The following is a 22,943-nucleotide window of genomic DNA, read 5'->3' as shown; positions in this document are numbered from 1 at the left end:
GTAATAAAAAATTATTACGCTGTGACCATGCAAATGGGAACCAATGAAACAATCATTGATTGTGCTTGAGGGTATGGGGAGCAAAATCCCCATCAAGTTGCCTGCTGTCAAAATCCGGGAACCGGGTTTCTGGCAGCCAGGGCGAAACTTGCTCTAAGAAAGAAATCCCTTTACTAATAAGGCTTTGGAAAGCCTGTTTACCAACCCTCAAAATGAAAAAAATAAAAAAACAGGAAATGCAGGTTGGTAAATAGCCTCTGCCGAGCTTTATAGGTAGAAGTAGTTTTTTCCGGGAGGTGTAAAAATGGCAGAGAAAGAATTACCAACACCAGAAGAAATGCAGGAGATGGCAGAGATAGATATTAGAACGGTAGACACAAGCAGTCTGGTAGATATAGAGCAGGTGCAGATACAAACAGAACTGCCACAGGAAGAACGGATTGCAGATTATATCAGGCAGATTAAAAATCCGTATTGCTATATCTCTCATGGAGTAGCGGTAAAAATAAGTTTTACTGGAAAATGTACACTGGAAGAAAGCCTGAACAGGTGTATCTCGTTGTGAAAATGAAGAAAAACAGGATGGAAAGAAATTTAAAAAGAATGAAAAAAGGTATAGCAGTGAGCCAGAAGTTATGTTAATATGGTGTTGGGTCAAAATTTAAAAGCATTCAAGAAGCCATGAATTTCTTGGTTTACACTGCCGGACGGCATAGTAAATTAGGAGGTTGATGGCTTTATGTATTTCAATCAAAAGTCTATATTAGCAGCGGACTATCTCAGACTCTCCAGAGAAGACGGAGATAAATTGGAAAGTGATAGTATCCGCAATCAAAGAAGTCTGATTAACGATTTTGTAAAACAGCACCCAGAGATCACATTGGTCGATGAATATGTTGACGATGGTTACAGTGGAACAAATTTTGAACGTCCTGCATTTAAGCGATTGATTGAGGATGTGAAGAAAAAGAAAATCAACTGTATTATCGTCAAGGACTTATCCAGACTGGGAAGAAACTATATTGAAACAGGAAGATACCTGGAAAAGATATTCCCGTTTCTTGGAGTAAGGTTTATTGCAGTTACAGACCATTATGACAGTGCAGCAGAATCGGATGATGCAGACCAGATCATTGTTCCTTTTAAGAATCTGATAAATGATGCTTATTGCAGGGACATCTCAATTAAAATCCGAAGTCAGTTAGATGTAAAAAGAAAAAATGGACAGTTTATTGGCAGCTTTGCCGGGTATGGCTATCAGAAAGATCCAGAGAATAAAAATCATCTCATTATAGATGAATATGCAGCAGATATAGTCCGATATATTTTCAATCTGAAAATGGACGGTTACAGTTCTCAAAGGATTGCAGAGAAGCTGAATGAAATGGGAGTGCTTCCACCAATGGAATATAAACGAAGCTGTGGTATGAATTATAATAGTGGATTTCGTTCAGGAGCCAAGCCTAAATGGGCGGTCACAACTGTAAATCGCATTTTGACAAATGAGTTATATACAGGAACAATGGTTCAGGGAAAGAATCGTAAAATCAACTATAAAGTAAAAGAGTGCAGACCAGTAGCAGAAGAAAACTGGATTCGTGTAGAGAAAACGCATGAAGCGATTATTGCAGAGGAAATATTTCAGTATGTACAGTCATTGATGGAACTGGATACCCGCACAGCACCAGAGGAAGAATCCGTATATATTTTTTCGGGATTTTTGCGATGTGGAGATTGCGGGCAGAACATGGTGAAGAGAAGCACAACAAAAAATGGAAAGCGGTATTATTACTACCATTGTTCTACATATAAAAACGGAGATGGATGTAGTTCACATCTGATTAGTGAAAAGACGGTTCATAAAGTTGTTTTGGATGCTATACAAAGGCAGATTGCCTTATTGGTAAATGCGGAGAATATCATTCAGAACAGTGGAATGAAAAATTATAAAAAAACAGAACTGGATTCACTGGAAAAGCAGTTGGTGGTTCTGCATGAGGAAGTAGAGAAGTATAAAGATTTAAAAACCCGGTTGTATCAGGATATGTTAGATAACATTGTGACGAGAGAAGAATACCATGAGTATAACCGGAGATTTACAGACAAGCTACATAATGCGGAAAAGGCAGAACGTGAATTAGAGCAGAGGAAAGAAAAGGCATCTGCGGAGGGAAAAAGGGAACACCCTTGGATTGAGGATTTCAAGTGCTATCAGAATATTACACAGCTTGATCGTAAAGCGGTAGTTACTCTAATTGATAAAGTCATTGTGTATGGAAAAGACCGTCTGGAAATTTGCTTTAAGTATGCAGACGAAATACAGGAAATGACAGAAGCAGCTCAGAATATTCGGGAAATGGAAGAAAGGGAAGGTAGATTTAAATGCGGTGCGTAAGTTATACAAGGACTACATCGTGCAAAAATACAAAGAAAATTCCATCAGATATTATCCAACAGCAGAATGAACATATTCAGAACTATATACAATCACATGGTTGGAAGCTGGTAGCAAAATACAGTGACCGGAAAAAGGACGAAAATGAAAATACAGCTTTTGAAGAAATGACGGCAGATGGGATTAACCGTAAATTTGATATGGTGGTAGTAGATAGTGTTGACCGTTGCGGAAAATATATTTCCTGTGCGGAAGATGTACTGGTTAAAACATTCTTTCCGGCGGGACTTCACTTTGCGATAGTACAGAGCGATTTTTGCAGTATTGGAAAAAGCAGGGAAGAAATAGACGAGTATTTCAGAAAAGAGAAAATTGCGGTACAGGTAAAGAGTATGCGTGAATATGCGATTCGTGAACAGGTAGAGGGATATTATACAGTTCACGATGAAAAATATGGATACATACTTTCAGAAGATAGAAAAGAATTAATTGTCGAGGAAGAGGCTGCGAAGATTGTACGGGAGATATTTCAAATGACATTGGCAGAAATCTCTATAAAAAAGATAGTAGCCATTCTGAATGAGCGAGGAGAAGAATCTCCAATGGTACATAATGCGAGAGTGGGGCATAAGCACTGGCCGCATTATGAAAATAGGTGGAGCGAGGGCGCTTTGCGGAGGATTTTAGAATGTACAGCATATGATGGCTATTGGCAGAAAACAATCAACGGAGAAGTTTGTACGCTTTCAATAACACCAATACTAGATGAAGGAGTTTTTGATCAGGCTAGAAGACTTATTAAAAGTCGAACAACTACAGATAATATCATAGGTGGGAAGCCGGGGCCATATGTAAGAAAAATCTATGATGAAGCAACTGGAAAGCCGTTGTACCTGAGAAATTTCCGAAGTGGTGACGTTGCTTTTGTGTTCAATCCGCAGATGGGTGAATTACCAAAGAAAAGAAAAATTTATATAGAAGAAGCTAAGGTTACAGAGGCAGTAAAAAATGCAATTTCTCTGGAAATGGATATGGCTGAAAAAATGAAAGCATATTTGCAGACAGAAAAAATGCAACAGCTATTACAGAAAGAGACTCAACAATATTCAGAAAAGGCATGGATGATATTTCAGGAAATGGAGCAGGTAGAGAAAGACCGTATTCCTTTATATGAAAAATTCCGGGACTATGAGATTGGTCAGACAGAATATCAGGAGAAAAAAGAAGAAATACAGGCGCAGTTGCAAATGTATGAAAACGATTTTGAAGGACTGATGGACAGGCTTGCAAATATGAAAAAGGCTTATAGCGAGGAAAATGAATGGATAAAAACATTTCAAAGGGAAGAGTTACCGGAGAAGTTGGAAAGTCAACATGTTAAAAAATGGGTAGATAAAATAATTGTTTCAGATTTAAGAGATGTGCATGTATACCTGACAATGCAGAACTGGAAGAATTATTTCCCAGAAGAATGGATGGAGGAATAGCGATGGCAAGGAAAAGCAGAAGAAATAAAAATGTTGAGGCTGTTAGTAATCAGATTATAGAAAACTGTGAGAATCTGATAGATACCGGAGCGTATATTCGATTATCTGTTGAAAATGGTGGAAATGAAACGGACGAAACTTTAGTTGTACAACAAATGCTGGTTGAAAAGTTCATAGAGGAGCATCCGGATTTAAAATTGGCAGATACATATATAGACAATGGATTTAGCGGAACTAATTTTGAACGACCAGGCTTCTTGAAACTCATGGAAGATGTCCGGTCAGGAAAGATTCAGTGTATTGTTGTAAAAGACTTATCACGTTTTGGCAGGGACTATCTGGAAACAGGATATTATCTGGAAACGATTTTACCAAGGTTAAATGTAAGGTTTATCGCAATTACAGATGATTATGACAGTTCCAGAAAAGAGGACAGGGAAAACATCAGTGTTCCATTAAAAAATATGGTTAATGCCATGTATGCAAAAGATATGTCAAAAAAGATTCTGGCTGCAAAAGATGCACAGCGAAAAAAGGGAAATATTACTTTATCAAAAGTAGCATTTGGATATGTCCGTTCAGAGGATAGGCACAGACAGATTGTTGATGAAGAGGTTGCACCATTTGTAAGGATGATATTTCAGTGGTATATGATGGGAGTCAGCAAAAAGAAAATTGCAGATAGATTAAATCTCATGGGAATTGCAACACCTGGACAAAGAGAAAAAACTGGTGTATTGACTGTTCCGTTAGAACAGACAAAGTGGAGAACGGATACAGTAGATAAGATTGTGAATAACCCTACATATGTTGGAGATATTGTAACCGGAAAGTTGAAGCAGTCATTGTATAAAGGGATAAAGCAGTATAGAACTTCGCCGGAGGACTGGAATGTTCAGAGAGATATGCATACGCCGATGATCGCAAGGGATGATTATGAAGAACTGCAGGAAAGGTCAAATAAAATAAAAAAGGTCACAAGAAACTGGCATTTAAAATATATGGAGGACAGAGAAAAATACAAAGACTGTTTTCCCGGTATGGTTCGATGTGGAGATTGTGGACGTCCAATGTATTGTGTCCGCTATACCCATAATTATAAGACAATGGAGAAAGTAGGAATTTATTATACCTGTTCTGCTCAAAATTATGCGAATAATTATTGCGGTCAGAAGATAGAAGAAAATCTGCTGAAGATACTTGTGATGGATCAAATTCAGATTCTTATAAGAAGTATGTGTGACAGAAAAAAGCTGTTACAAAAATTGAAAAGTGATTCCAGTGAGAAAAATGCTTTTTATGAAGCAGCTGCAAAAGTGCGGATGTTGGAAAGAAAAATAGCGCAGGCAGAAGAAAAGAACACTGTATTGTATGAGGACTATGTAGGTAGGATTGTAGAAAAAGAGGACTTCGATATGATGAAAGAGCGTTATATCCGGGAGTTACAAAATCTGAGGGATGATTTGCAAATTGCAAAACAGAATCAAAGAATGTTGGAGAAAAAAACTGACAGATATATGAATATGGTCAGCAACTTGGAGCAGTATCTTTCTGACAGGAGCTTCAATGAAGCACTGGTACAGGAACTTGTAGAATATGTGGAGATATATAAAAACGGAAGCATTCATGTGCGCTTCAAGTGTGATGATAAATTTAAACAGATAACAGAATTGATAGAGGGTGTTAAAAGTGCGTAAGAATGGATTGTATCTGAGGTTATCTATTGCAGATGGAGATTTGGGAAAAGACAATAAGGATGAAAGTAACAGTATTGATAACCAGAGAACGCTTCTTGTAAATTTTGTTCAGGACAGGGATGACCTGTCAGATGAATATATAGAGTATGTGGATGACGGTTATTCAGGAACTAATTTTGAGCGTCCGGCGTTTAAACGCATGATAGAGGATGCGAAAACTGGGAAAATAGATACGATTATTGTAAAAGATTTTTCACGATTTGGCAGAGATTATATTGGTGTAGGAGATTACCTGGAGCAAGTACTTCCAATACTGGAAATCCGTTTTATCTCATTAAACAATAATTATGACAGCAATGATTATTTAGGAAAAACTATGGGAATGGATATGGCAATTCATAACTTGGTCAACAACCTTTATAGCAAAGACATTTCTAAAAAGCTGAAAAGTGCATTAAGAGTGAAATGGAAAAATGGTCAATGGACTGGGGGAAAACCGCCTTTTGGTTATTTACGAGATAGTAAAACAGGGGAATGGTTGATAGATCCGGTAGCAGGGAAATATGTGCGAACGATTTTTGATAAGGCAATCGAGGGATGCAGTACTTCTCAGATTTCTTATTATATGAATGAACAGAGAATACCTACACCGGGAAGATATAATAAAGAGAATGGTCTTACGCATTATGGATATAATCAAAAAATGCCAGAGTCGGAAATTCTGTGGGATTGTGGCATGGTTCGAGCCATTCTTGGAAGATATGAATATACAGGAGCTTTAGTGCAGGGAAAACGACAAAGTATTGCGGTTGGCAGTAAAGTAACCAGAAAATCGAGGGATAAAGATGTGGTTATTACAAAAAATGTTCATCCGGCAATCGTGTCAGAGGAAGAATATGAAATAGCAAAGGCAACTATCGCATTTATGAAAAAACCAGATTACCGGGGTACAAGAAAGTTTGCATTGAAAGGAAAAGTCAGATGTGGGAATTGCAGACGATCAATGGTATTGATGGAATCCGGTGCTAATGACAGGGTATATTGTCCACATAAAAAGATGACAGGAAAATTTGCCAAGTGTTCAGACGAAATGGTTTCTGTTTCAATTATAGAAGGGCATGTATGGTATGCTTTAAAACGTGTCCTTTATGTATTGGATGCTATACAGTTGGATTTTGAGGAAAAGACAACTAATTTGGATAGTGTCAGAAGAAAAAAGATAAAACAGCTAGAGGCTGAGAGTAATGTGTTAAAAAGTGAGAGAATACGTCAGTATGAATCGTATGCGGAAGGTATTATAACGAAAGAAAAGTATATGATGAAAAAAATGCAGATTACGGATCGAATGAATGGCATACAGGCAGAGATAGAAACACTCACATGTTTATCGGCGGAGGAAGAAGCATATAAAAGTAAAGTGGCATCTGCTGTTGAATTACTGGAAGGGGAAATGCAGCATGAGAAGATTACAAAAGAACTTGTAAATGCCACGATTGATACAGTTTATGTATATGATAAAAAGAGGATAGAGATAGTATTCAGTTTTGATGATGTTCTGATGAAAGCAATAGAAAAATACCAGAAAGGGGTAAAGGAAGCATGACATTTAAAAATTTTGTATGTAAAGGAATCTTAGTATTTGCAGGGTTGCTTCTGCTTGGATGGATTGGAAAATATATTTATATGGTGGATGGGGAAATTGACTGGTTCAGATTTATGCTGGTTTACGGAGTGCCAGTGGGAATCCCACATATGTTTATTATAATTCCCTGGCATTGGGATTTATCCGGTATCCTTGGAATGGCTGCTCTGTGCGTAATTGTAGGCGGGATATTTGGTTGTGTGATTGCAGCATGGCTTGGAATCCGGGCGGTATGGTATATGGTGGGATTTCCAATTAGCAAGATTGTGGTGATACATAAAAGGACTTGCTAAAAATAATAGTATGAAATATGACCACAGGTGTAAAGTGATATGCCTGTGGTTTTATTTTGCCATTTATATGATGCGGAAGATGTGATAAAATATCAATCAATAAATCAATGGGAGAAATGAGATATGTTAGATGATGAAAAATGCCTGTGTGGTTCAGGACGCTTGTATTCCATGTGTTGTAAACCGTTTAGTGGACAGGGAATAGAGAATTATAAAAAAGAAATCGACAGCAAAAATTATATTAAAGCGTATTATGTAGCTGTGGCGATGCTTTCTGATTATCTGGAAGATGTAAGAAAGCATACGAACAGAATATTGAAGGATAACCCTGTAATTGGAAGATTTGTGTTACATAAAGATGTAAATGCACTATCGGAGTTGGCAGATCGTATTTTTCACTGCATACCAAAAGGAAATACAGATAACTGGGGAGAACGATTTGAATTTATAAAAGGATTGGTGGATGCAGAGGACTGGAAGAATGAATGTGAATATTATCAGCTATTGTATTATGAACTGAATAATGATAAGGGAAAATTCTCAGAGCAGATTGAGGCTATTGTAAAAAATACAAAAGTGGATGTACATACAGACCAGAGAATGTTGGAACTGTTGCGGTCTGTCATTTTACCGTCAGGACAATTAACGGAGCTGCTTAAATTGGATGATATTTTGATTGAAAAGACGGATAGTTCCTTAATGAAATTGAAATATAAATTTGATAAGGCAATACAGCTTGCATTGGTTTCTGATAATACAAGTGCGAAAAAGATTGCAGATGAAGTGATGGCAGAACTGGAAAAAGAAGATTTATATACAGAAGATGAAGTGTATTCGCAGGATGTTATTGCAATGATGTATGAAATGTATCATAACTTTGATCCAGACGTAAAGTGGCTGGAAAAAGCATTGCATGTGCGTGAAAAAATGAACATTAAAAAGTTTACTGAAGCCGGAAAGGTAAAATATTATTCTGACATTGCCTATACATACTGGAAAATGGGAAATTATGAAGTTGCAGAACAGGATTTTTGCACAAGTCTTGAGTATGCAAAAACAGCATTTGCACAGATATATTTGTTGGATTGTTTGGTAGAACAAAAGAAAATCAAAAATCTGAAAGAGTATCTGGAGAGTGTGGAATTTGAAGATATGGGAGCCGATAGCATAGACTTTCTTATAATTGTAGGCAATGCAGCTATACAGCTTAAGGATAACGACAGTATAGAACTGATCAAGCGTTATATCGAGGAAACAAATATAGAAGTTCCATATTACAAGTTTTACTTGAAGGAATTAGAGTTAGAATTAGAAAAGAAAAGTGGTAAAATCATGCGACTGCTTAATAAGCTAAGTCCATTGAAAAAGTATCTGATCCTGCAACCACAATTAAACGGAATTGGAATTAATGTAGAAAAAATACTGGAAGATCTAAAAAAATAGACTATACATGATGAGTGAGGGAAACGTTTTGTGACGCTTCCCTCAAATTTTTTTCTATAATCATTTTCTGTAATAGTGATAAGGAATCCTCCGAAAATTATTTAGTGTCACGCAGACAGTCTTTTATGAGTTGAACAGATTTTAAGATCCATTCCATTTCTTGCGGTGTGCAATCAGATAACAGGTTTTGTATTTTCTGATAAGACGGATCTGAAAAAGTGGAATCCGGTATGTTATTAGTGGAATTACTCGCAGGAGCAGTCTTGTGAATTTCTGTATTGTCGTTAAGAAGCTGATTCTCTAATTCCTGAAGCGTTTGAGTATATTGTTCCCTTTCAGAGCCGGTCATTTTGTTTAAGAAAGAAACGTAAGTGCTGAGCTTCTGATTGATTATTGGATTTTTGAATGAAAGAGTAAGGGTGTCAGGAATGATATTTCCGTTTGTATCTTTCTGAGAATCAAAGTTTAAATCCAGTTGCTCGTTCATTTTAAATATAAGCGAGAGCAGATCGGAAACTGTATGAATATCAAAATCCATAAAAATATTGATACTAATGCCCAGGGCCTGTGATATTTTCAAGAGTTGCTCCGGCTTGGGCTTGCGTTCATCAGACTCGTATTTTTGCAAAGTGCTTATGCTTAAACCAGTAGCCTGTACAAGTTGTTCCTGAGTGAACCCATGCATAGTTCTAAAGTATTTGATTTTTTCGCCAACGGTCATTATCGCTACCTCCATAAAGGGATTATAACATATTTTTTACTGTTAAATACACAAAAATATATAAAAATGTATTGACACACACAAATGTATGGTATATATTTAAAACACATACAAAAGTAATATTTAAGTAGAATAAGACATACAAAAGTGATAGTAAGAATGAGTTAAGTGATACTTAAATAGAAGCAATTTTGGAACAAAAATATATGTTAGTGCAACTTAAAGTACAGTTAAAAAACAGGAGGAAAAAGCGATGGCAGAAATCATTTTTGGAATTGATCATGGAAATGGAAATATGAAGGGAGAGAATGTATGCTTCCCATGTGGACTTGTCAGATATGTGTCTGAACCGGGACGCTTTATGAATGAAGATATTTTGGAGTATCAGGGAACATATTATACACTGTCAGATACAAAAATGCCGTTTAAAGCTGATAAGACAGTAGATGATGATTACTTTATTCTCACATTATATGCTCTTGCAATGGAAGCTCGTAATAAAGGAATTACATTAACGGGAAAAGATGTAGTGCTTGGCGTGGGATTGCCACCCGCAGATTACGGTCAGCAGGCAACTTCATTTAAGAAATATTTCTTAGATCATGCAAAACATGGAATCAGTTTTAAGATGAATGGAAAATCTGTTAATTTCTATTTAAAAGATGTATTTGTCAGCCCGCAGAATTTTGCAGCAGTCATGTGTTTTAAGGCAAGTCTTTTGAAGAAATATAGAACGGTAAACTGTATTGATATTGGGGATGGAACAGTTGACCTTTTGGTAATCAGAAATGGAAAACCGGATTTATCAGTTCGTGTCAGTGATCGTTCCGGTATGGCTGTTCTACGGTCTGAAATATCCAATGCGATTCAACAGAACTATGGCATTCATTTGGATTCGTCAGATGTAGAACAGGTTTTAATGCAGGAAGAAACCATATTAGATGAAAAAATCATACTGGAAATTCAGCGAATGGCAGAAAACTGGTTACAGAGAATTATCAATAAACTACATACCCATGTAACCGACTTTAGAACAAATCCGGCGGTCTTTCTTGGTGGAGGAAGTCTTTTACTCAGAAAACAGATTGAAAATTCCCCGGAATTTAAATATGTGGAATTTATTGATGACGTCCGGGCGAATGCGATTGGATATGAAAAACTGACAACAGCACGTCTGCGGAGAGGGTAGGAGGTGCTGGTCATGGGACAGATTAAGGTTGTATTGATATTTAATGAAGATGATGAACGTCAGAGAGAAGCAGGAGAATACTTAAAAACCAAGAAAAGATGCAAGACAGCACTTGTGACAGAATTGGTTCAGGCGTGGATGAAGAATGGAGAAGCAGGAACAGGAACATACACAGGAGCAGTGAGCATAGACGCTATCAAAAAACAGTTACTTCAAGACAAGGAGTTTTTGTTAGAAATAGAAAAATCAATGGGCGGAACGAGTTGTCGAGAAGTCGAGGAAACAGAGCCAGAAGATAGTGATAATCTGGATATGGACGAGGATATGATGCTTGCAGGAATGTCAATATTTGAAAACGAAATTTAAAATGTATCGAAGTACCGCTGAACATAGAATAAGTCTGTTTGGCGGTATTTTTATGCTTTTTTGTTATAGTGGGATATGATAGAATAAGTTTAAATCCTTTGTAACTAAGGGGACCTTGGAATTATAGAAAGAGGAAGTTGCATATGAGAGAAGCTGATTTTTCAGAACGTATTAAGACAATTCTTTGTGAACGTGTTGGGGGCAGATGTTCAAATCCAAATTGTAGAAGGGAAACATTAGGTCCTCATAGAGAGGAAGATAAACGATTATCAATAGGTGAAGCCGCCCACATTTTAGGAGCATCACCAAAGGGCGCAAGATATGATGCGAGAATGACAAAAGAAGAAAGAGAATCTATAAATAATGGAATATGGTTATGTAGTGCTTGTCACACATTAATTGATAAAAATCCAGACGAATATCCAGTAGAAGAATTGCTAAAGTGGAAGATGATAGCGGAATATGAACAAGAACGACGTCTGAAGGGAGAAGATATAGTTTCTTTTCAAAGCCAGCAGATGGAAAGGAAAAAGGAAGCATTAAAGCAGGTCAAGTATGCAACTGATTGCTTCCATGATTTGTTGGAATATTCATATAAATATTGGAAAATGAATTTTGCACAATCTTTTTCTAATCCGATTGATTTACAAAATGAAATAGATGATCATCATTTTATGTATGAAGAAGAATTGCTTCACATAAATAAATATCTTGAAAAAAGGGATGATCTTTATGAGGCGCTAAATCAACATTCTCTTGACTTGGGAAAACAAGTAGTAGAATTGTTGAATGAATATATAAATTTGACAACATTCCAATATTATGATGATGGTATAGGAATGGCTAATAATTATTGGTCTTCATTTTTTAATATGATTTCTAAGAATATAGATAATTTAAGAAAGATTAAAAAGGAAACAGATGATATACTATATTCTATGTATTCAGCTTAAACTGACGGAATAAACTATAATATAAAATCGTAATGGACAACATCGCAAGGAAGCAAGACCGCAAAAGTATAAAAGAAGGGTGCAGAAATAACAAAGTTTCTGCGCCCTTAAATTATTTGCCTGGTTTGTAGTTGCGTAATGCAGTTTTGGTTGATTTTATAATTTCCAGTAAAAATTCTTTTTCCTGATTGCTACAATCAGAAGTAAGCTCTTTTATATCGGCATCAAATTTTGAAACCAGTACAGGCGTATTGTCATATAAAAGCTGATCTACAGTAGTATCAAGGCTTTGAGCAATGCCGAGCAATGTTGCAAGGCTTAATTTGGTATGTCCGTTTTCGATACTGCTGACATAGGTAGGGGCAACGTCGATCATATTTGAAAGTGTTTCCTGAGTCATTTTTTTTGACAGACGTGCAGTGCGGATCCTTTTACCGATAGCAAGATAATCAATTTCTACTTCCAAACCTGTCACCTCCTAGACTTTGACTATTAGTTAAGATTTATTGCGAAACTCCACACACATTTGATATTCCTTATTGTATTCCCAAAAAAGATATATTATAATGAAACATAAGTAGAAGTTTAATGCAATTATTCACATGTAGTAGAAAAAAAGAGTAAAAGACACCGGGGGCATCAAATTTGGAAAGTATAAATACGGGTGTTGAATTTTATTCAAATGTGAAAGCCTCGGAGGTGGAATGGGTATGGTACCCATATATTCCCTGTGGGAAGATTACAATGTTGCAGGGAGATCCGGGAGAGGGTAAGTCAACACTGATTATTCATGTTGCAGCGATACTAACAAAAGGCGGATATTTGCCAGATGGACAGAAGATAAAAAAGCCAGAGATGGTAATATATCAGTGTTCAGAAGATGGAAAAGGAGATACGATAAAACCAAGGCTGGAACAGGCTGGGGCTGATTGTAGTAAGGTTGCATTCATAAAGGAAGATAATGATGAATTGACACTGGAAGATGAACGTATAAGAAATGCTATTATACAGATCAGTGCGAAAATGGTTGTGCTTGATCCGATACAGGCATTTATCGGTCACAATGGAAATATGACAAATGCAGTAAAAATGCGAGAAATCTTATCAAAGTTATCCAAGGTGGCAGCAGAAACTAATTGTGCAATAGTATTAGTTGGACACATGAACAAAAGTGGTGGTGGAAACCAATTATACAGAGGATTAGGCAGTATTGACATTGCGGCAGCAGCGAGAAGCATTCTTATGGTATCCAGAGATAAAGAAGAACCTTGGAAACGGTATATGTTTCCGGTAAAATCAAGCCTTGCACCAGAAGGAGAACCGATAGGGTTTGAACTGGATAAGAAAAAAGGGTTTCGATGGATTGGAAAATGCCAGATAAATGTGGAAGAGTTGCTTAATGTTGAGAAAAGCACAGGAAAGAAAGATATTGCTGTAGAATATCTGCAAAAACTGTTATCAGTAGAAGATTTAGCAAGTACCTATATTTATGAAAAAATGAAAGAGTATGGTATTGCAAAAAGAACGGTACAGGAAGCAAAGAAAATTGCTGAAATAAAAGCATATAAAAAAGGTAAAATCTGGTACTGGCATATGGAAGTGGGGGACAGCATATGAACGAACAGGAAAAACATGCTGCAAGCCAGGAAGAACGGAAAGAAAAGATTCGTGCAAGGTATAAGGGCGTGGATCGCAGCGAATTAGAGTTCATTCCTGCGAAACAGAAAGAAAAATTATTTGAAGATGCAGGCACCAAAAGGGTGTGTGCTTATTGCCGTGTGTCTACAGATGATGCCAATCAGACATCTTCATATGAACTGCAGAAAAATCATTATGAAGATATGATAAAGGAACATGCAGGGTGGACACTGGTTGGGATATATGCGGATGAGGGAATTTCCGGCACATCTTTACAGCATAGGGATGAATTTAATCGTATGATCGAGGATTGCAAAGTAGGGAAAATAGATTTAATAGTTACCAAAAGTGTATCACGATTTGCCAGAAATATCGTGGATTGTATTGCTAAAGTTCGTGAATTAGCAAATATGAAACCGCAGGTAGGCGTATTTTTTGAAACAGAGCATATTTACACACTTGATAATACGAGCGAAATGATGCTTGCAGTGTTATCGGCAGCAGCACAGGAAGAATCACATACGAAAAGTGAAATTATGAATATTTCTATTGAACAACGGTTTTCAAGAGGAATATTTCTGACACCCAAACTCTTAGGTTATGATAAGGACGAGGACGGGAATTTAGTTATTAATGAGTCGGAAGCAGATACGGTTCGCTTGTGTTATTATCTGTTCCTGAGTGGCTTTCCTACTTCTGAAATTGCTGAAATTTTGATGGATTTAGGACGTAAAACTAAATTAGGAAATACAAAGTGGACAGGAAGTACAGTTGTAAATGTTCTACGCAATGAAAGGCATTGTGGGGATGTTTTATCAAGAAAAACTTTTACACCTAATTACCTGGATCATAAATCAAAGAAAAATAACCATGATCGGAACCAATATAGACAGACCGATCACCATGAAGCTATTGTGAGCCGGGAGATTTATGATGCAGCGCAAAAAATGCTGGATGCAAGCAAATATATGAAAAAAGGGTATCCATTGCCAACTTTACAGGTAGTAGATCAGGGAGCCTTAAAAGGCTTTGTACCTGTAAATCGTGCATGGAATGGATTTTCGTCAGCAGATTATAAAAAGGCATCATTAAGTGCTTATTCTGAAAACAATAATGAAATTTGTGTAGAGAAAACGGAAAACCGAGGATTTGATTTAAGCGGTTATGAAATTGTGAGGGCGCAGTTTTTTTCAACAAGATTCGATCCGGCAGTAACGATTTCTTCAGGAAAAATTGTATTTAATACAGCTTGTTTGAAAAAATTTGAAGATGTAGAGTATGTAGAATTACTTTTCAATTCTGTAGAAAAGTGCATTGCAGTTCGTCCATGCGAAAAAAGCAGCATAAATGCTATTAAATGGGGAACTATACGAGATGGACGTTGGGCGGTGCTCCCAAAAAGCTGTAAAGGATTTTCAGGGCCATTATATGAGCTTATGGGATGGAATAAAGACTGCAAGTATAAATTGCGAGGACAGTTTTGCGGTACTGCAGATGAACGGGTAATGATTTTTGAATTAGAAGAACCAGAAGTGCTTGTAAAGGAAAAGGCAGAAGAACAATTTGCGGAAGAAACGGAGAAAAAGCCAGAAGAAGCTCAGAAGCCAGTAAAGAAAATACTTTATCCGGAAGCTTGGGCATATAATTTTGGAGAGTCTACAAATAGAATGGTGTTTTTACAGAGAGTGTCATATAAAGGAAACTGGGACATACTGCGTCCTGCAAGAACTGTTGAAGGGATGGAGATTATAACCAGAGAAGTTCTCAATGCTCTGCTGGAGTCAGCAGAGAAATTGATAGATAAAATGAGGTGTGCTAATTATGCATGATACAGCGGAGTATACGGATGAAAAAGAAATTATTGATCAGAAAGCAATCAAGTTGGCGGAGGATTTTAGTTATGATGGGTATCAGGTTGTCAGACGAGAACTGTTTGCTCATCTAAGGGAACCGGCTGTCGTGATTCGTAGAGATAGTGTGACATTTAATACAGCCTGCATTGCTGGTTTAGAGGATACAGTTTACATACAGATACTTGTGAACCAGGATAGTAAGAGAATGGTTGTCCGAAAATGTGAGGAAAATGATAAAGATGCACTTCGTTGGTGTGTGGCAAAACCAGATAAGCGTAAAAGCAGAAAAATGACAAATAAAATCTTTTCTGCAATGATGTATGAAATGATGGGATGGAATCTGGATTGCCGATATAAGATTTTGGGACACAAGATTACTTTTGAAGATGAAACAATTTATGTGTTTGACTTGATGGAAACGGAGATATTTCTTGACATTAAAGGAAAAAGAGCGAAAAAAGACACAGAAAGTCAGTTTACTACTGAAAAGGCTAATAGTATAGAAGAAACAGCATCAAATTCTACAGATAATGAGCGTTCAGTGGAAGAAATAAAAAGGAAAAATCGAATACCATTTTATCCAAAGGAATGGAAAGATTCTTTTGGTTTGCCAGTGGAAGAACATAGGAAAGCACTGGAAATAAATATGCTGGATGGTTATGCAGAATTTACAACAGGAAAATAGTTAAAGGGGAAAGTCTGCCCTAAAGATGGGAGGTATCAGTGTGCAGGAACATAATATTGTGATACCGGGGATTTCTCTATGCCAAAAATGGGGGAAGATACGGATTTTTCATTCAACGATAGTGGCATTGGGTGAGCCAAAGTATATAAGATTTTTGTTTAATCCTGAAAAGCGGGGATTGGTGGTGCAGGCATGTGCCAGAAAAGATGCAGAGTGTTTTCGTGTGCCTAAATATAACCCGGAGAATTGGGAATTTAAGATCAGTAGTGTGCCAATGCTGCGAATGATATGGAAAACGTGCGAATGGGATGCGGAAAAGACGTATCGTTTGACGGGAATATGCCATTCGGAGTACAATCTGGTGGAATTTGATATGAAGCAGGCAACGATGCTGACAGTGGAAGAATTTTAAGAAAACAGCGTAAAATAGGAACTTCTGAGAGATCAGAGGTTCTTTTTTTGTGCTGTTTTTGAGGGTAATTGCATGGTATGGTGCTGAAAAAATTTCTCTGAAAAAAAGTTGTTTCTATCTTTACATCAGGAGGCGATATGTCGATTATAGGTACTCGCCCACCCTTGATTTCAGAAACGAATCTGTATGAGCTTCACCATCGTGCAAGATTGGCAATTAAGCCTGGAATCACTGGCATGTGGCAGGTAAGCGGACGAAGTGATATTACCGATTTTGAAGAAGTAGTTCGTCTTGATAAAGAGTATATCACAAACTGGAACATTGGGCTAGACATTAATAAGATACGACGATATGACATAGATTTATTGAAATTTATTGCATGGAGCTCCTGGAAGAAGAGGATTTCATGGCAGATGTGGAGGAAGTAGAAGAGAAAGAGGTTACTGCCGAAGAAGCTGTTCCAGAAAGTCAGGAACAGGAAACAACGAAAGATTCTGAGGAACAGGAACAAAATGAACCAGAGGAAGAGATAACAGCTAAAACAGCAGAAGAACTGGCAGAGTCCTGGGATGAGGGCGTTTTTGAGTATCAGGGGTATCACTTTGAAGCAGTAGGAATATTGCCGGAAGGAATAGAGGGGAAAGATCTGGTTGCACAGACCCGTTCCAATACAGAACTGCATTTATCGACCTATCATACAGAAGATTTCCCAAAGTATTCTTATGATGATTTTTATGCAGTCAGCAATGCACCAACTGCCGATGTGTTCCGGTGTCTGGAAACCGGACGCAATTATATTCCCGGAGAAAATGAACTGTTTGGATATGAGGGAGAATTTCAACCATATTTAAAACCGGAAGCAGAAAAGATTGTAACAGAACCGCACAACTTTCGGATTCAGGATAATGACCTTGGAGCAGGTGGTCCGAAAGCAAAGTATAAAGCAAATATGGAAGCTATCCATTTGTTACAGACTTTGGAGAAAGAAGAACGTCTGGCAACACCCGAAGAACAGGAAAGCTTATCCCGTTATGTTGGCTGGGGTGGTATCCCACAGGCATTTGAAGAAAATAACAGCAGCTGGGCAAATGAGTATCTGGAGTTAAAGAATACCTTATCACCGGAAGAGTACAGTGCAGCAAGGGCATCGACCTTAAATGCTTTTTATACGTCCCCGACTGTAATCCGAAGCATGTATGAAGCACTGGAAAATATGGGACTGAAGCAGGGGAATATCCTGGAGCCATCGTGTGGTGTCGGGAACTTTATGGGACTGATCCCGGAGAGTATGAGCAAAGCCAATATGTACGGTGTGGAACTCGACCCGGTTTCGGGCAGGATTGCAAAACAGCTTTACCAGAAAAATAAGATTGCGGTGCAGGGATTTGAGGAAACCAATTACCCAGACAGCTTTTTTGATTGTGTGGTAGGAAATGTTCCGTTTGGAGCATATCAGGTCAGTGACCGCAGATATGACAGGCATCATTTTATGATTCATGATTATTTTATTGCAAAATCCCTTGATCTGGTGCGTCCTGGCGGCGTGGTTGCAGTGGTAACTTCCAGTGGAACGATGGATAAACAGAATCCGGCGGTGAGACAGTATATCGCAAACCGGGCAGAACTGCTTGGAGCCATCCGATTACCCAAGCATTAGTAATTGCGATATTTCTTTCATCATTTTCTAATATTTGCATTTCTTTTGTCGGCTTACTGAATATATCACACCCCATTAAAATCAATATTATTCCAATAAGTGTTGTACCATAGACAACCAAATCTGGACGAGGTACAGGTAATAGTTGATGTACTCCTAAACCATAAGTTAGTAAACCACCTAAAAGAACTATTACACCGACAAATAATTCTACTTTTTGTATCTTATGCTTCATTTACTTTCCTCCTCATAAATAAAAATTTCTTCAATGCTCATTTGAAAGTACCTTGCAATTTTAAAGGCTAACATAATAGAGGGATTGTAGCGTCCATTTTCTAAAGAGCCTATTGTTTGACGAGATACTTCAAGAGCAGTCGCTAAATCTTCTTGTTTAATACCTCTTTGTTTTCGTAATTCTTCTAAACGATTTTTCACAACATACCCCTTTCTTGAACGAATGGAAAGTTTACTTTCCTTTTCTAATCTTATGATACTCCTGCGAGCAAAGAATGTCAAGCAAACTTTCCATATTTTATTAACCTACAATCTTCCAGTTGCTATCCTTATGTAATACAAGCTCATACTGCGATACTTGCGTCGCTTTTGTCTGATTATCAAGGAACTTCACGGCAACCTTGACTTTTACATTGTCGCCGTCCTTTATAAAGATAGGGTTTACCAATTCAGAATAAAAGTAGTCCCTGCCGATAGGTTCAAGCACATTTCCCGATACATAGTAAGCAAGTTCTTTTTCTGTAGCTGTCGGGTAGAGCTTAAAGAATGTTTCCAAAAATGAGGTAGCGTCATTTACGGTATCAGCGTCCACGCTTGCGTCTGCTTCTGGTGTCTTTGGCTCATAGTCTGATTTTTCGATTGCTGGTGCAAGGGTAGGGTTCTGAACGATTACCATATCCCCGTCAGCGTCCACATGGACTTTCACGGTATAGGTTGCTTTAATTGCTGTTGTCTGTTCTCCCTCTTTTATCTGCTGATCTACTTCGTAGGTGGCAGAAAAAGTGTCCGTTCCCGACTGTTCGATATTCCACACAATCACATCTGTAACCGTGGAACTGGTCGGTATATCGGTTCTAATGGTATCCACATTCAAGTCCTGCAATTCCTTTGTCAGATAACCGTTGATTGCCTGCGTTCTTGCTTCAATCGCTTCTTTGCTGTTATTCCATGTGTAATAGGACTTCGCAAAGTTCTTCACGAAATTTTCTATCCCGTTGGTGTCCTGCAAGCGAAGTTCAATGATTTCTTTTTCATGGGTCGTGTGCTGGTCGATAGCCGTAAAATTCTTATACACCCCGAAGCTCACGCTTGCAATAAGTACCACCCACAACGCAATCACGGCTTTCTTATGTGTGCCTACCTTAACAGTACGCACCTTTTTTTCTTTTGGTTCTTTGATAGTTTCTGTCTGTTTCTTATTCTTCTTAAACATATTTTCAAGTCCTTTCTATTGTTTTACTCGTCCTGCACCGATTAAGTGCTGTTGCCAGTAACTACTACTTAGGTCTGCATATCCTATCGGGTTGCCTGCATGGTACATCTGTGTCGGCGAAACGAGAATACCAACGTGTGTTACATAACTTCCAGCATTATAGGTAGAATGAAAAAACACCAAGTCCCCAGCCTTTGCCTGCGAAAGTGGAAGATGTTGGGTAGCGTCATACTGTGCTTGTGCCGTTCTCGGTAAGGAGATACCAGCTTTTCCATAACACCATTGCGTCAGTCCCGAACAGTCAAAAGAAGTGTTGGGATTGCTACCGCCATACACATATTTCCAGCCTTGATATTTCAACGCTTCATTCATTACCTTTTGTGCCAGCTCTCCCGATACCTGCGAAACAGTTAAATACTGATTGACTAATTCCACATAGAACATATTTCCATAGCCATACCGCCAGCCCCCGTTCTTCGCAACAGCTATCGGGTTGGTGTAGGTTATTTTCTTTCCACCCGATTTCTCACGAGCGAAGCTCTCTGCAAGATTAAAAGTGTGTTTCTTTCCTTTTCCTGCCACATATCCCACATAGCCACCGCCATAGTTATAGGACTGTATCGCTACATTCAAATCGTCGATACCTTGATTTTTGCAGGAAGAAAGCAGGGACGCAAAATACTTACACCCCTGCTTGATTGAACTTTCTGTATCTAAAGAGTTAGGTGGTAAACCAAGACTTTCCGAACTCTGCATAACATCTTCTGCCGTACCGCCACTTTCTACTTGAATGATAGCAAGCAGTACATTGACATACTCGGAGATACCGTTTTCTCTGGCGTATTTTTCCACCATAGGCTGATGTTTCAAAACTTCTGCGGATAGGTTCATACCCGTAATGCCAGAAGAAAAGTTGCTGTTCTCGTCGTCGCTGTCCGCACTAATCAACACCCCAAAGAAAAGCACCAGAGAAAATAGGATAGGAAACAGACTGCCAATGAGAGCGATATGTTTCAGTTTCATTTTTTCTTCTGTCCTTTCTTTGTTACAAGGCTTCGGTTTTTCTCTTTGGTCTGCTGGTTCTTTTGGACGGTTTGCGTCTGCTGAACCTTTGTCCTGCGGTCTTTCGTGTCATTCTGGCGTGTTTCCTGCGATACCACTTTTTCTACATTCTGCCTATGTACTGGCTGTGCAGGTTGGGTCGCTTTCTTATCAGAAGCACTAGAAGATAACGGACGTTCTTTGATAACATTTGTCTTGACTGGTTCACTTACTTTTGAAGCTGGAGCTGTGGCAGGACGTTTGATTTCCTGCATTTTTTCCGCACTCGGCTTTGGAATGGTTGAAGCTGTGGCTGGTCGCTCATGGGGACGGGTAGCTCCCATTGTCGCTGATCCGTCAGCCTTTCGCTGTGTCTGCCTTGCTTCTTGTGCCTTTTGAAGCTCCATACGTTTGTCAGCGATATTCTGTCTATGCCGTGCCTGCTTTTCCAAGCGTCCCGTCTGTCTGGACTGCTGTTCCTGCACCATGCCACGCTTGAAGTCGGACACGCTGGACTTTGCTTTTTCCTTTGCGGAATATACCGCATAAGCGGTCTGTGTCGGCATATCCTTGATATTCTCTTTGGCAGCATTTGCCTTGTCTTTCACTTTATTTTTCGTATCTAAGACAGCACCCACCTTTGAGCCTGCACGCTGTCCCATGCTGGAAGTGGTATTGCCCCGATTTTCTTTAGAAGCCGTATTTTTTCTTTCGGCTCTCTTTCCAGCAACGGCACTTCCAGCTACCGCACCAGCGACACCGCCCGAAATACCGCCAGCACTTACCGCCCTTGCAATACGGTGTTCCATACGCCTAGCCCGATGTCGCATAAACAGATACGGTCTGCGGAAAATTCTTCGTCCCATGCTTTGACTGTCATTAGCGTTCAAAGAGAACATACTCATTAAATCGCCCAGCTTCATGTAGATACCAGCGAAACATACTATCTGCAAGAACGCCACCATAAAGAACGGGTAATCCGTGGAAATGTTATAAAACATACTGGAAATGCTGAACGCCACCGTTACAATAAGCGTTATTCCTGCCCGTGTCATTATGGTATTAAACACCCTCACGATTGCCTGCTTTGCTATGCTTTCATAGCTCGGTATCATAGAGAGCAGAAAACTAATAGGCAAGAACATAGCGAAAATGATAAAAAGTATCTGGCTGAACAACATCATACCCGTAAGCAAGAATACAAATATTGTTATCCCTAAATTGAAGAACAGTAGGAAGAATACCATGCCTAAACGGTTTACAACCTGCGGTATCGTCAGATTGTTGTTGTCGTTGTCCTCGATTTCTGTTTTCACGACTTCCTCTCTGGTTTTTCCGTCCTCGTCCTCTGGGCTTGCCGATACAAGAGCTTCTACACGGTCTGTCCCGATTTCCTCTGCATTGCTGTTCCCGAATTGCAGAAGTAGCCACGGCTGTTCCACTTGAATAGAAAATAAGCTGTCCCGTATCAAGTCCACGCTGTCCTTGCCCTCGCTGTCAGAGTTGGGGAGCATGATTTTTGTTCCCAAGTCCAAAGAAGCGGTACTGATGTCTGATGAAAATTCATTTATCTTCTTGATGTAATCGGGAGCATAGGCGATAAACGAAGCGGACAGTACAAACACCACCACAAAGTTAATAACGGCGTGAAGTGCCTTGCTGGTTTCCCGTTTTATAAGTCCCGTATAGGCAACATAAAGTCCCACCACTAAGATAATGAGAAGCAGGAAACCAACATAGAAGCCAGTAGAAGAAAAACCGTTCTGCGTTACGCCTGCAAGGGTCTGTATGCTCTTTCCGATACTGTCTGCCATATCATTGATGAAGTCCAGCTTATAGGCTTCCTGCACCACATAGCCCGTTGCGTTAGATAAGTAAAGGCTTATCGTCCAGACAAAGTTGGTAATGCAGTAAAGCCCATACTGCACCGATTTTCCAATACCGTCCAGCCAGTTCCACGGAAGCCACGACCAGCTATTATCCACATAAAAATCAAGCTGGTAGTTGGAAAGGGGATATTTTGA

20 protein-coding genes and 2 pseudogenes are annotated in these 22,943 nt (G+C 38.7%); 16 read left to right on the top strand and 6 right to left on the bottom strand.

Features of this window, described 5'->3' with window-relative positions; genetic code table 11:
• The first annotated feature begins 304 nt into the window (after nucleotides 1–304).
• The 7 genes from OCV72_RS05575 (at nucleotide 305) to OCV72_RS05545 (ending at nucleotide 8,957) form a co-directional block, all read left to right on the top strand.
• Nucleotides 305–565: a DUF6870 family protein gene (locus OCV72_RS05575; protein WP_055282511.1), complete on the top strand. Its 261-nt coding sequence runs from the start codon at nucleotides 305–307 to the stop codon at nucleotides 563–565.
• Between the two features lie 174 nt (nucleotides 566–739).
• Complete coding sequence (locus OCV72_RS05570) at nucleotides 740–2,395, top strand: recombinase family protein (protein ID WP_055282509.1); 1,656 nt, start codon at nucleotides 740–742, stop codon at nucleotides 2,393–2,395.
• Nucleotides 2,383–3,882, top strand: a complete 1,500-nt coding sequence (locus OCV72_RS05565; RefSeq protein ID WP_055282507.1) for a recombinase family protein — start codon at nucleotides 2,383–2,385, stop codon at nucleotides 3,880–3,882. Before OCV72_RS05570 ends, OCV72_RS05565 begins: the two co-directional genes overlap by 13 nt.
• Nucleotides 3,883–3,884: 2 nt before the next feature.
• A complete protein-coding gene (locus OCV72_RS05560) occupies nucleotides 3,885–5,579 on the top strand; it encodes a recombinase family protein (protein WP_055282505.1) in 1,695 nt (564 codons plus the stop codon).
• The gene (locus OCV72_RS05555; protein ID WP_055282502.1) at nucleotides 5,572–7,182 is read left to right on the top strand and encodes a recombinase family protein; all 1,611 of its coding nucleotides are present in this window, start codon (nucleotides 5,572–5,574) and stop codon (nucleotides 7,180–7,182) included. Before OCV72_RS05560 ends, OCV72_RS05555 begins: the two co-directional genes overlap by 8 nt.
• Nucleotides 7,179–7,514: a DUF6050 family protein gene (locus OCV72_RS05550; RefSeq protein WP_055282500.1), complete on the top strand. Its 336-nt coding sequence runs from the start codon at nucleotides 7,179–7,181 to the stop codon at nucleotides 7,512–7,514. The genes OCV72_RS05555 and OCV72_RS05550 overlap by 4 nt, the downstream gene beginning before the upstream one ends.
• Before the next feature lie 123 nt (nucleotides 7,515–7,637).
• Nucleotides 7,638–8,957, top strand: coding sequence for a hypothetical protein (locus OCV72_RS05545; protein ID WP_021860387.1), 1,320 nt, complete (start codon nucleotides 7,638–7,640; stop codon nucleotides 8,955–8,957).
• A gap of 97 nt (nucleotides 8,958–9,054) precedes the next feature.
• Here OCV72_RS05545 and OCV72_RS05540 read toward each other — a convergent pair whose 3' ends face one another.
• Nucleotides 9,055–9,678, bottom strand: a complete 624-nt coding sequence (locus OCV72_RS05540; RefSeq protein ID WP_021860388.1) for a helix-turn-helix domain-containing protein — start codon at nucleotides 9,676–9,678, stop codon at nucleotides 9,055–9,057.
• Between the two features lie 253 nt (nucleotides 9,679–9,931).
• Here OCV72_RS05540 and OCV72_RS05535 point away from each other — a divergent pair, with 253 nt between their 5' ends.
• The 3 genes from OCV72_RS05535 to OCV72_RS05525 all read left to right on the top strand — a co-directional run bounded on the left by OCV72_RS05535 (nucleotide 9,932) and on the right by OCV72_RS05525 (nucleotide 12,186).
• A complete protein-coding gene (locus OCV72_RS05535; RefSeq protein WP_021860389.1) occupies nucleotides 9,932–10,867 on the top strand; it encodes a ParM/StbA family protein in 936 nt (311 codons plus the stop codon).
• 12 nt (nucleotides 10,868–10,879) lie between these two features.
• Nucleotides 10,880–11,233 (top strand): hypothetical protein, encoded by a 354-nt coding sequence (locus tag OCV72_RS05530; RefSeq protein ID WP_021860390.1) that lies wholly within the window; start codon nucleotides 10,880–10,882, stop codon nucleotides 11,231–11,233.
• Nucleotides 11,234–11,376: 143 nt separating this feature from the next.
• Nucleotides 11,377–12,186, top strand: a complete 810-nt coding sequence (locus OCV72_RS05525; RefSeq protein ID WP_055282498.1) for an HNH endonuclease — start codon at nucleotides 11,377–11,379, stop codon at nucleotides 12,184–12,186.
• 112 nt (nucleotides 12,187–12,298) lie between these two features.
• Here the strand turns inward: OCV72_RS05525 and OCV72_RS05520 are convergent, their stop codons facing one another.
• The gene (locus tag OCV72_RS05520; RefSeq protein ID WP_021860392.1) at nucleotides 12,299–12,652 is read right to left on the bottom strand and encodes a helix-turn-helix domain-containing protein; all 354 of its coding nucleotides are present in this window, start codon (nucleotides 12,650–12,652) and stop codon (nucleotides 12,299–12,301) included.
• A 179-nt stretch (nucleotides 12,653–12,831) separates the two neighbouring features.
• On the opposite strand from OCV72_RS05520, the gene OCV72_RS05515 reads away from it, so the two are divergent.
• From OCV72_RS05515 to OCV72_RS16770, 6 genes and pseudogenes are all read left to right on the top strand, one after another.
• Nucleotides 12,832–13,803 (top strand): AAA family ATPase, encoded by a 972-nt coding sequence (locus OCV72_RS05515; protein ID WP_021860393.1) that lies wholly within the window; start codon nucleotides 12,832–12,834, stop codon nucleotides 13,801–13,803.
• Nucleotides 13,800–15,653, top strand: a complete 1,854-nt coding sequence (locus tag OCV72_RS05510) for a recombinase family protein (RefSeq protein ID WP_055282496.1) — start codon at nucleotides 13,800–13,802, stop codon at nucleotides 15,651–15,653. Before OCV72_RS05515 ends, OCV72_RS05510 begins: the two co-directional genes overlap by 4 nt.
• Nucleotides 15,646–16,362, top strand: coding sequence for a hypothetical protein (locus OCV72_RS05505; RefSeq protein ID WP_055282494.1), 717 nt, complete (start codon nucleotides 15,646–15,648; stop codon nucleotides 16,360–16,362). The genes OCV72_RS05510 and OCV72_RS05505 overlap by 8 nt, the downstream gene beginning before the upstream one ends.
• A 40-nt stretch (nucleotides 16,363–16,402) precedes the next feature.
• On the top strand, nucleotides 16,403–16,774 hold the full coding sequence (locus OCV72_RS05500; protein ID WP_117650070.1) for a hypothetical protein: 372 nt from the start codon (nucleotides 16,403–16,405) through the stop codon (nucleotides 16,772–16,774).
• A gap of 131 nt (nucleotides 16,775–16,905) precedes the next feature.
• Nucleotides 16,906–17,202 (top strand): annotated as a pseudogene (locus OCV72_RS05495) (sugar transferase); the annotation flags it as partial.
• Nucleotides 17,203–17,645: 443 nt separating this feature from the next.
• A pseudogene (locus OCV72_RS16770) lies at nucleotides 17,646–18,428 on the top strand (Eco57I restriction-modification methylase domain-containing protein); the annotation flags it as partial.
• 234 nt (nucleotides 18,429–18,662) lie between these two features.
• Here OCV72_RS16770 and OCV72_RS05485 read toward each other — a convergent pair.
• The 4 genes from OCV72_RS05485 to OCV72_RS05470 all read right to left on the bottom strand — a co-directional run.
• Nucleotides 18,663–18,866: a helix-turn-helix transcriptional regulator gene (locus OCV72_RS05485; protein WP_039930565.1), complete on the bottom strand. Its 204-nt coding sequence runs from the start codon at nucleotides 18,864–18,866 to the stop codon at nucleotides 18,663–18,665.
• Nucleotides 18,867–18,966: 100 nt separating this feature from the next.
• A complete protein-coding gene (locus OCV72_RS05480) occupies nucleotides 18,967–19,878 on the bottom strand; it encodes a conjugal transfer protein (protein WP_055282486.1) in 912 nt (303 codons plus the stop codon).
• A 15-nt stretch (nucleotides 19,879–19,893) separates the two neighbouring features.
• Entirely contained in the window at nucleotides 19,894–20,901 is a 1,008-nt protein-coding gene (locus OCV72_RS05475; protein ID WP_055258563.1) for a bifunctional lytic transglycosylase/C40 family peptidase, read from the bottom strand.
• The coding region (locus OCV72_RS05470) for a CD3337/EF1877 family mobilome membrane protein (protein ID WP_055282484.1) at nucleotides 20,898–22,943 on the bottom strand (2,046 nt) is incomplete at its 5' end. The genes OCV72_RS05470 and OCV72_RS05475, both read right to left, overlap by 4 nt.

The organism is Dorea amylophila, assembly GCF_025567265.1.
GTDB lineage: Bacteria > Bacillota > Clostridia > Lachnospirales > Lachnospiraceae > Dorea_A > Dorea_A amylophila.
This window is presented reverse-complemented; position numbering and strand designations above follow the sequence as displayed.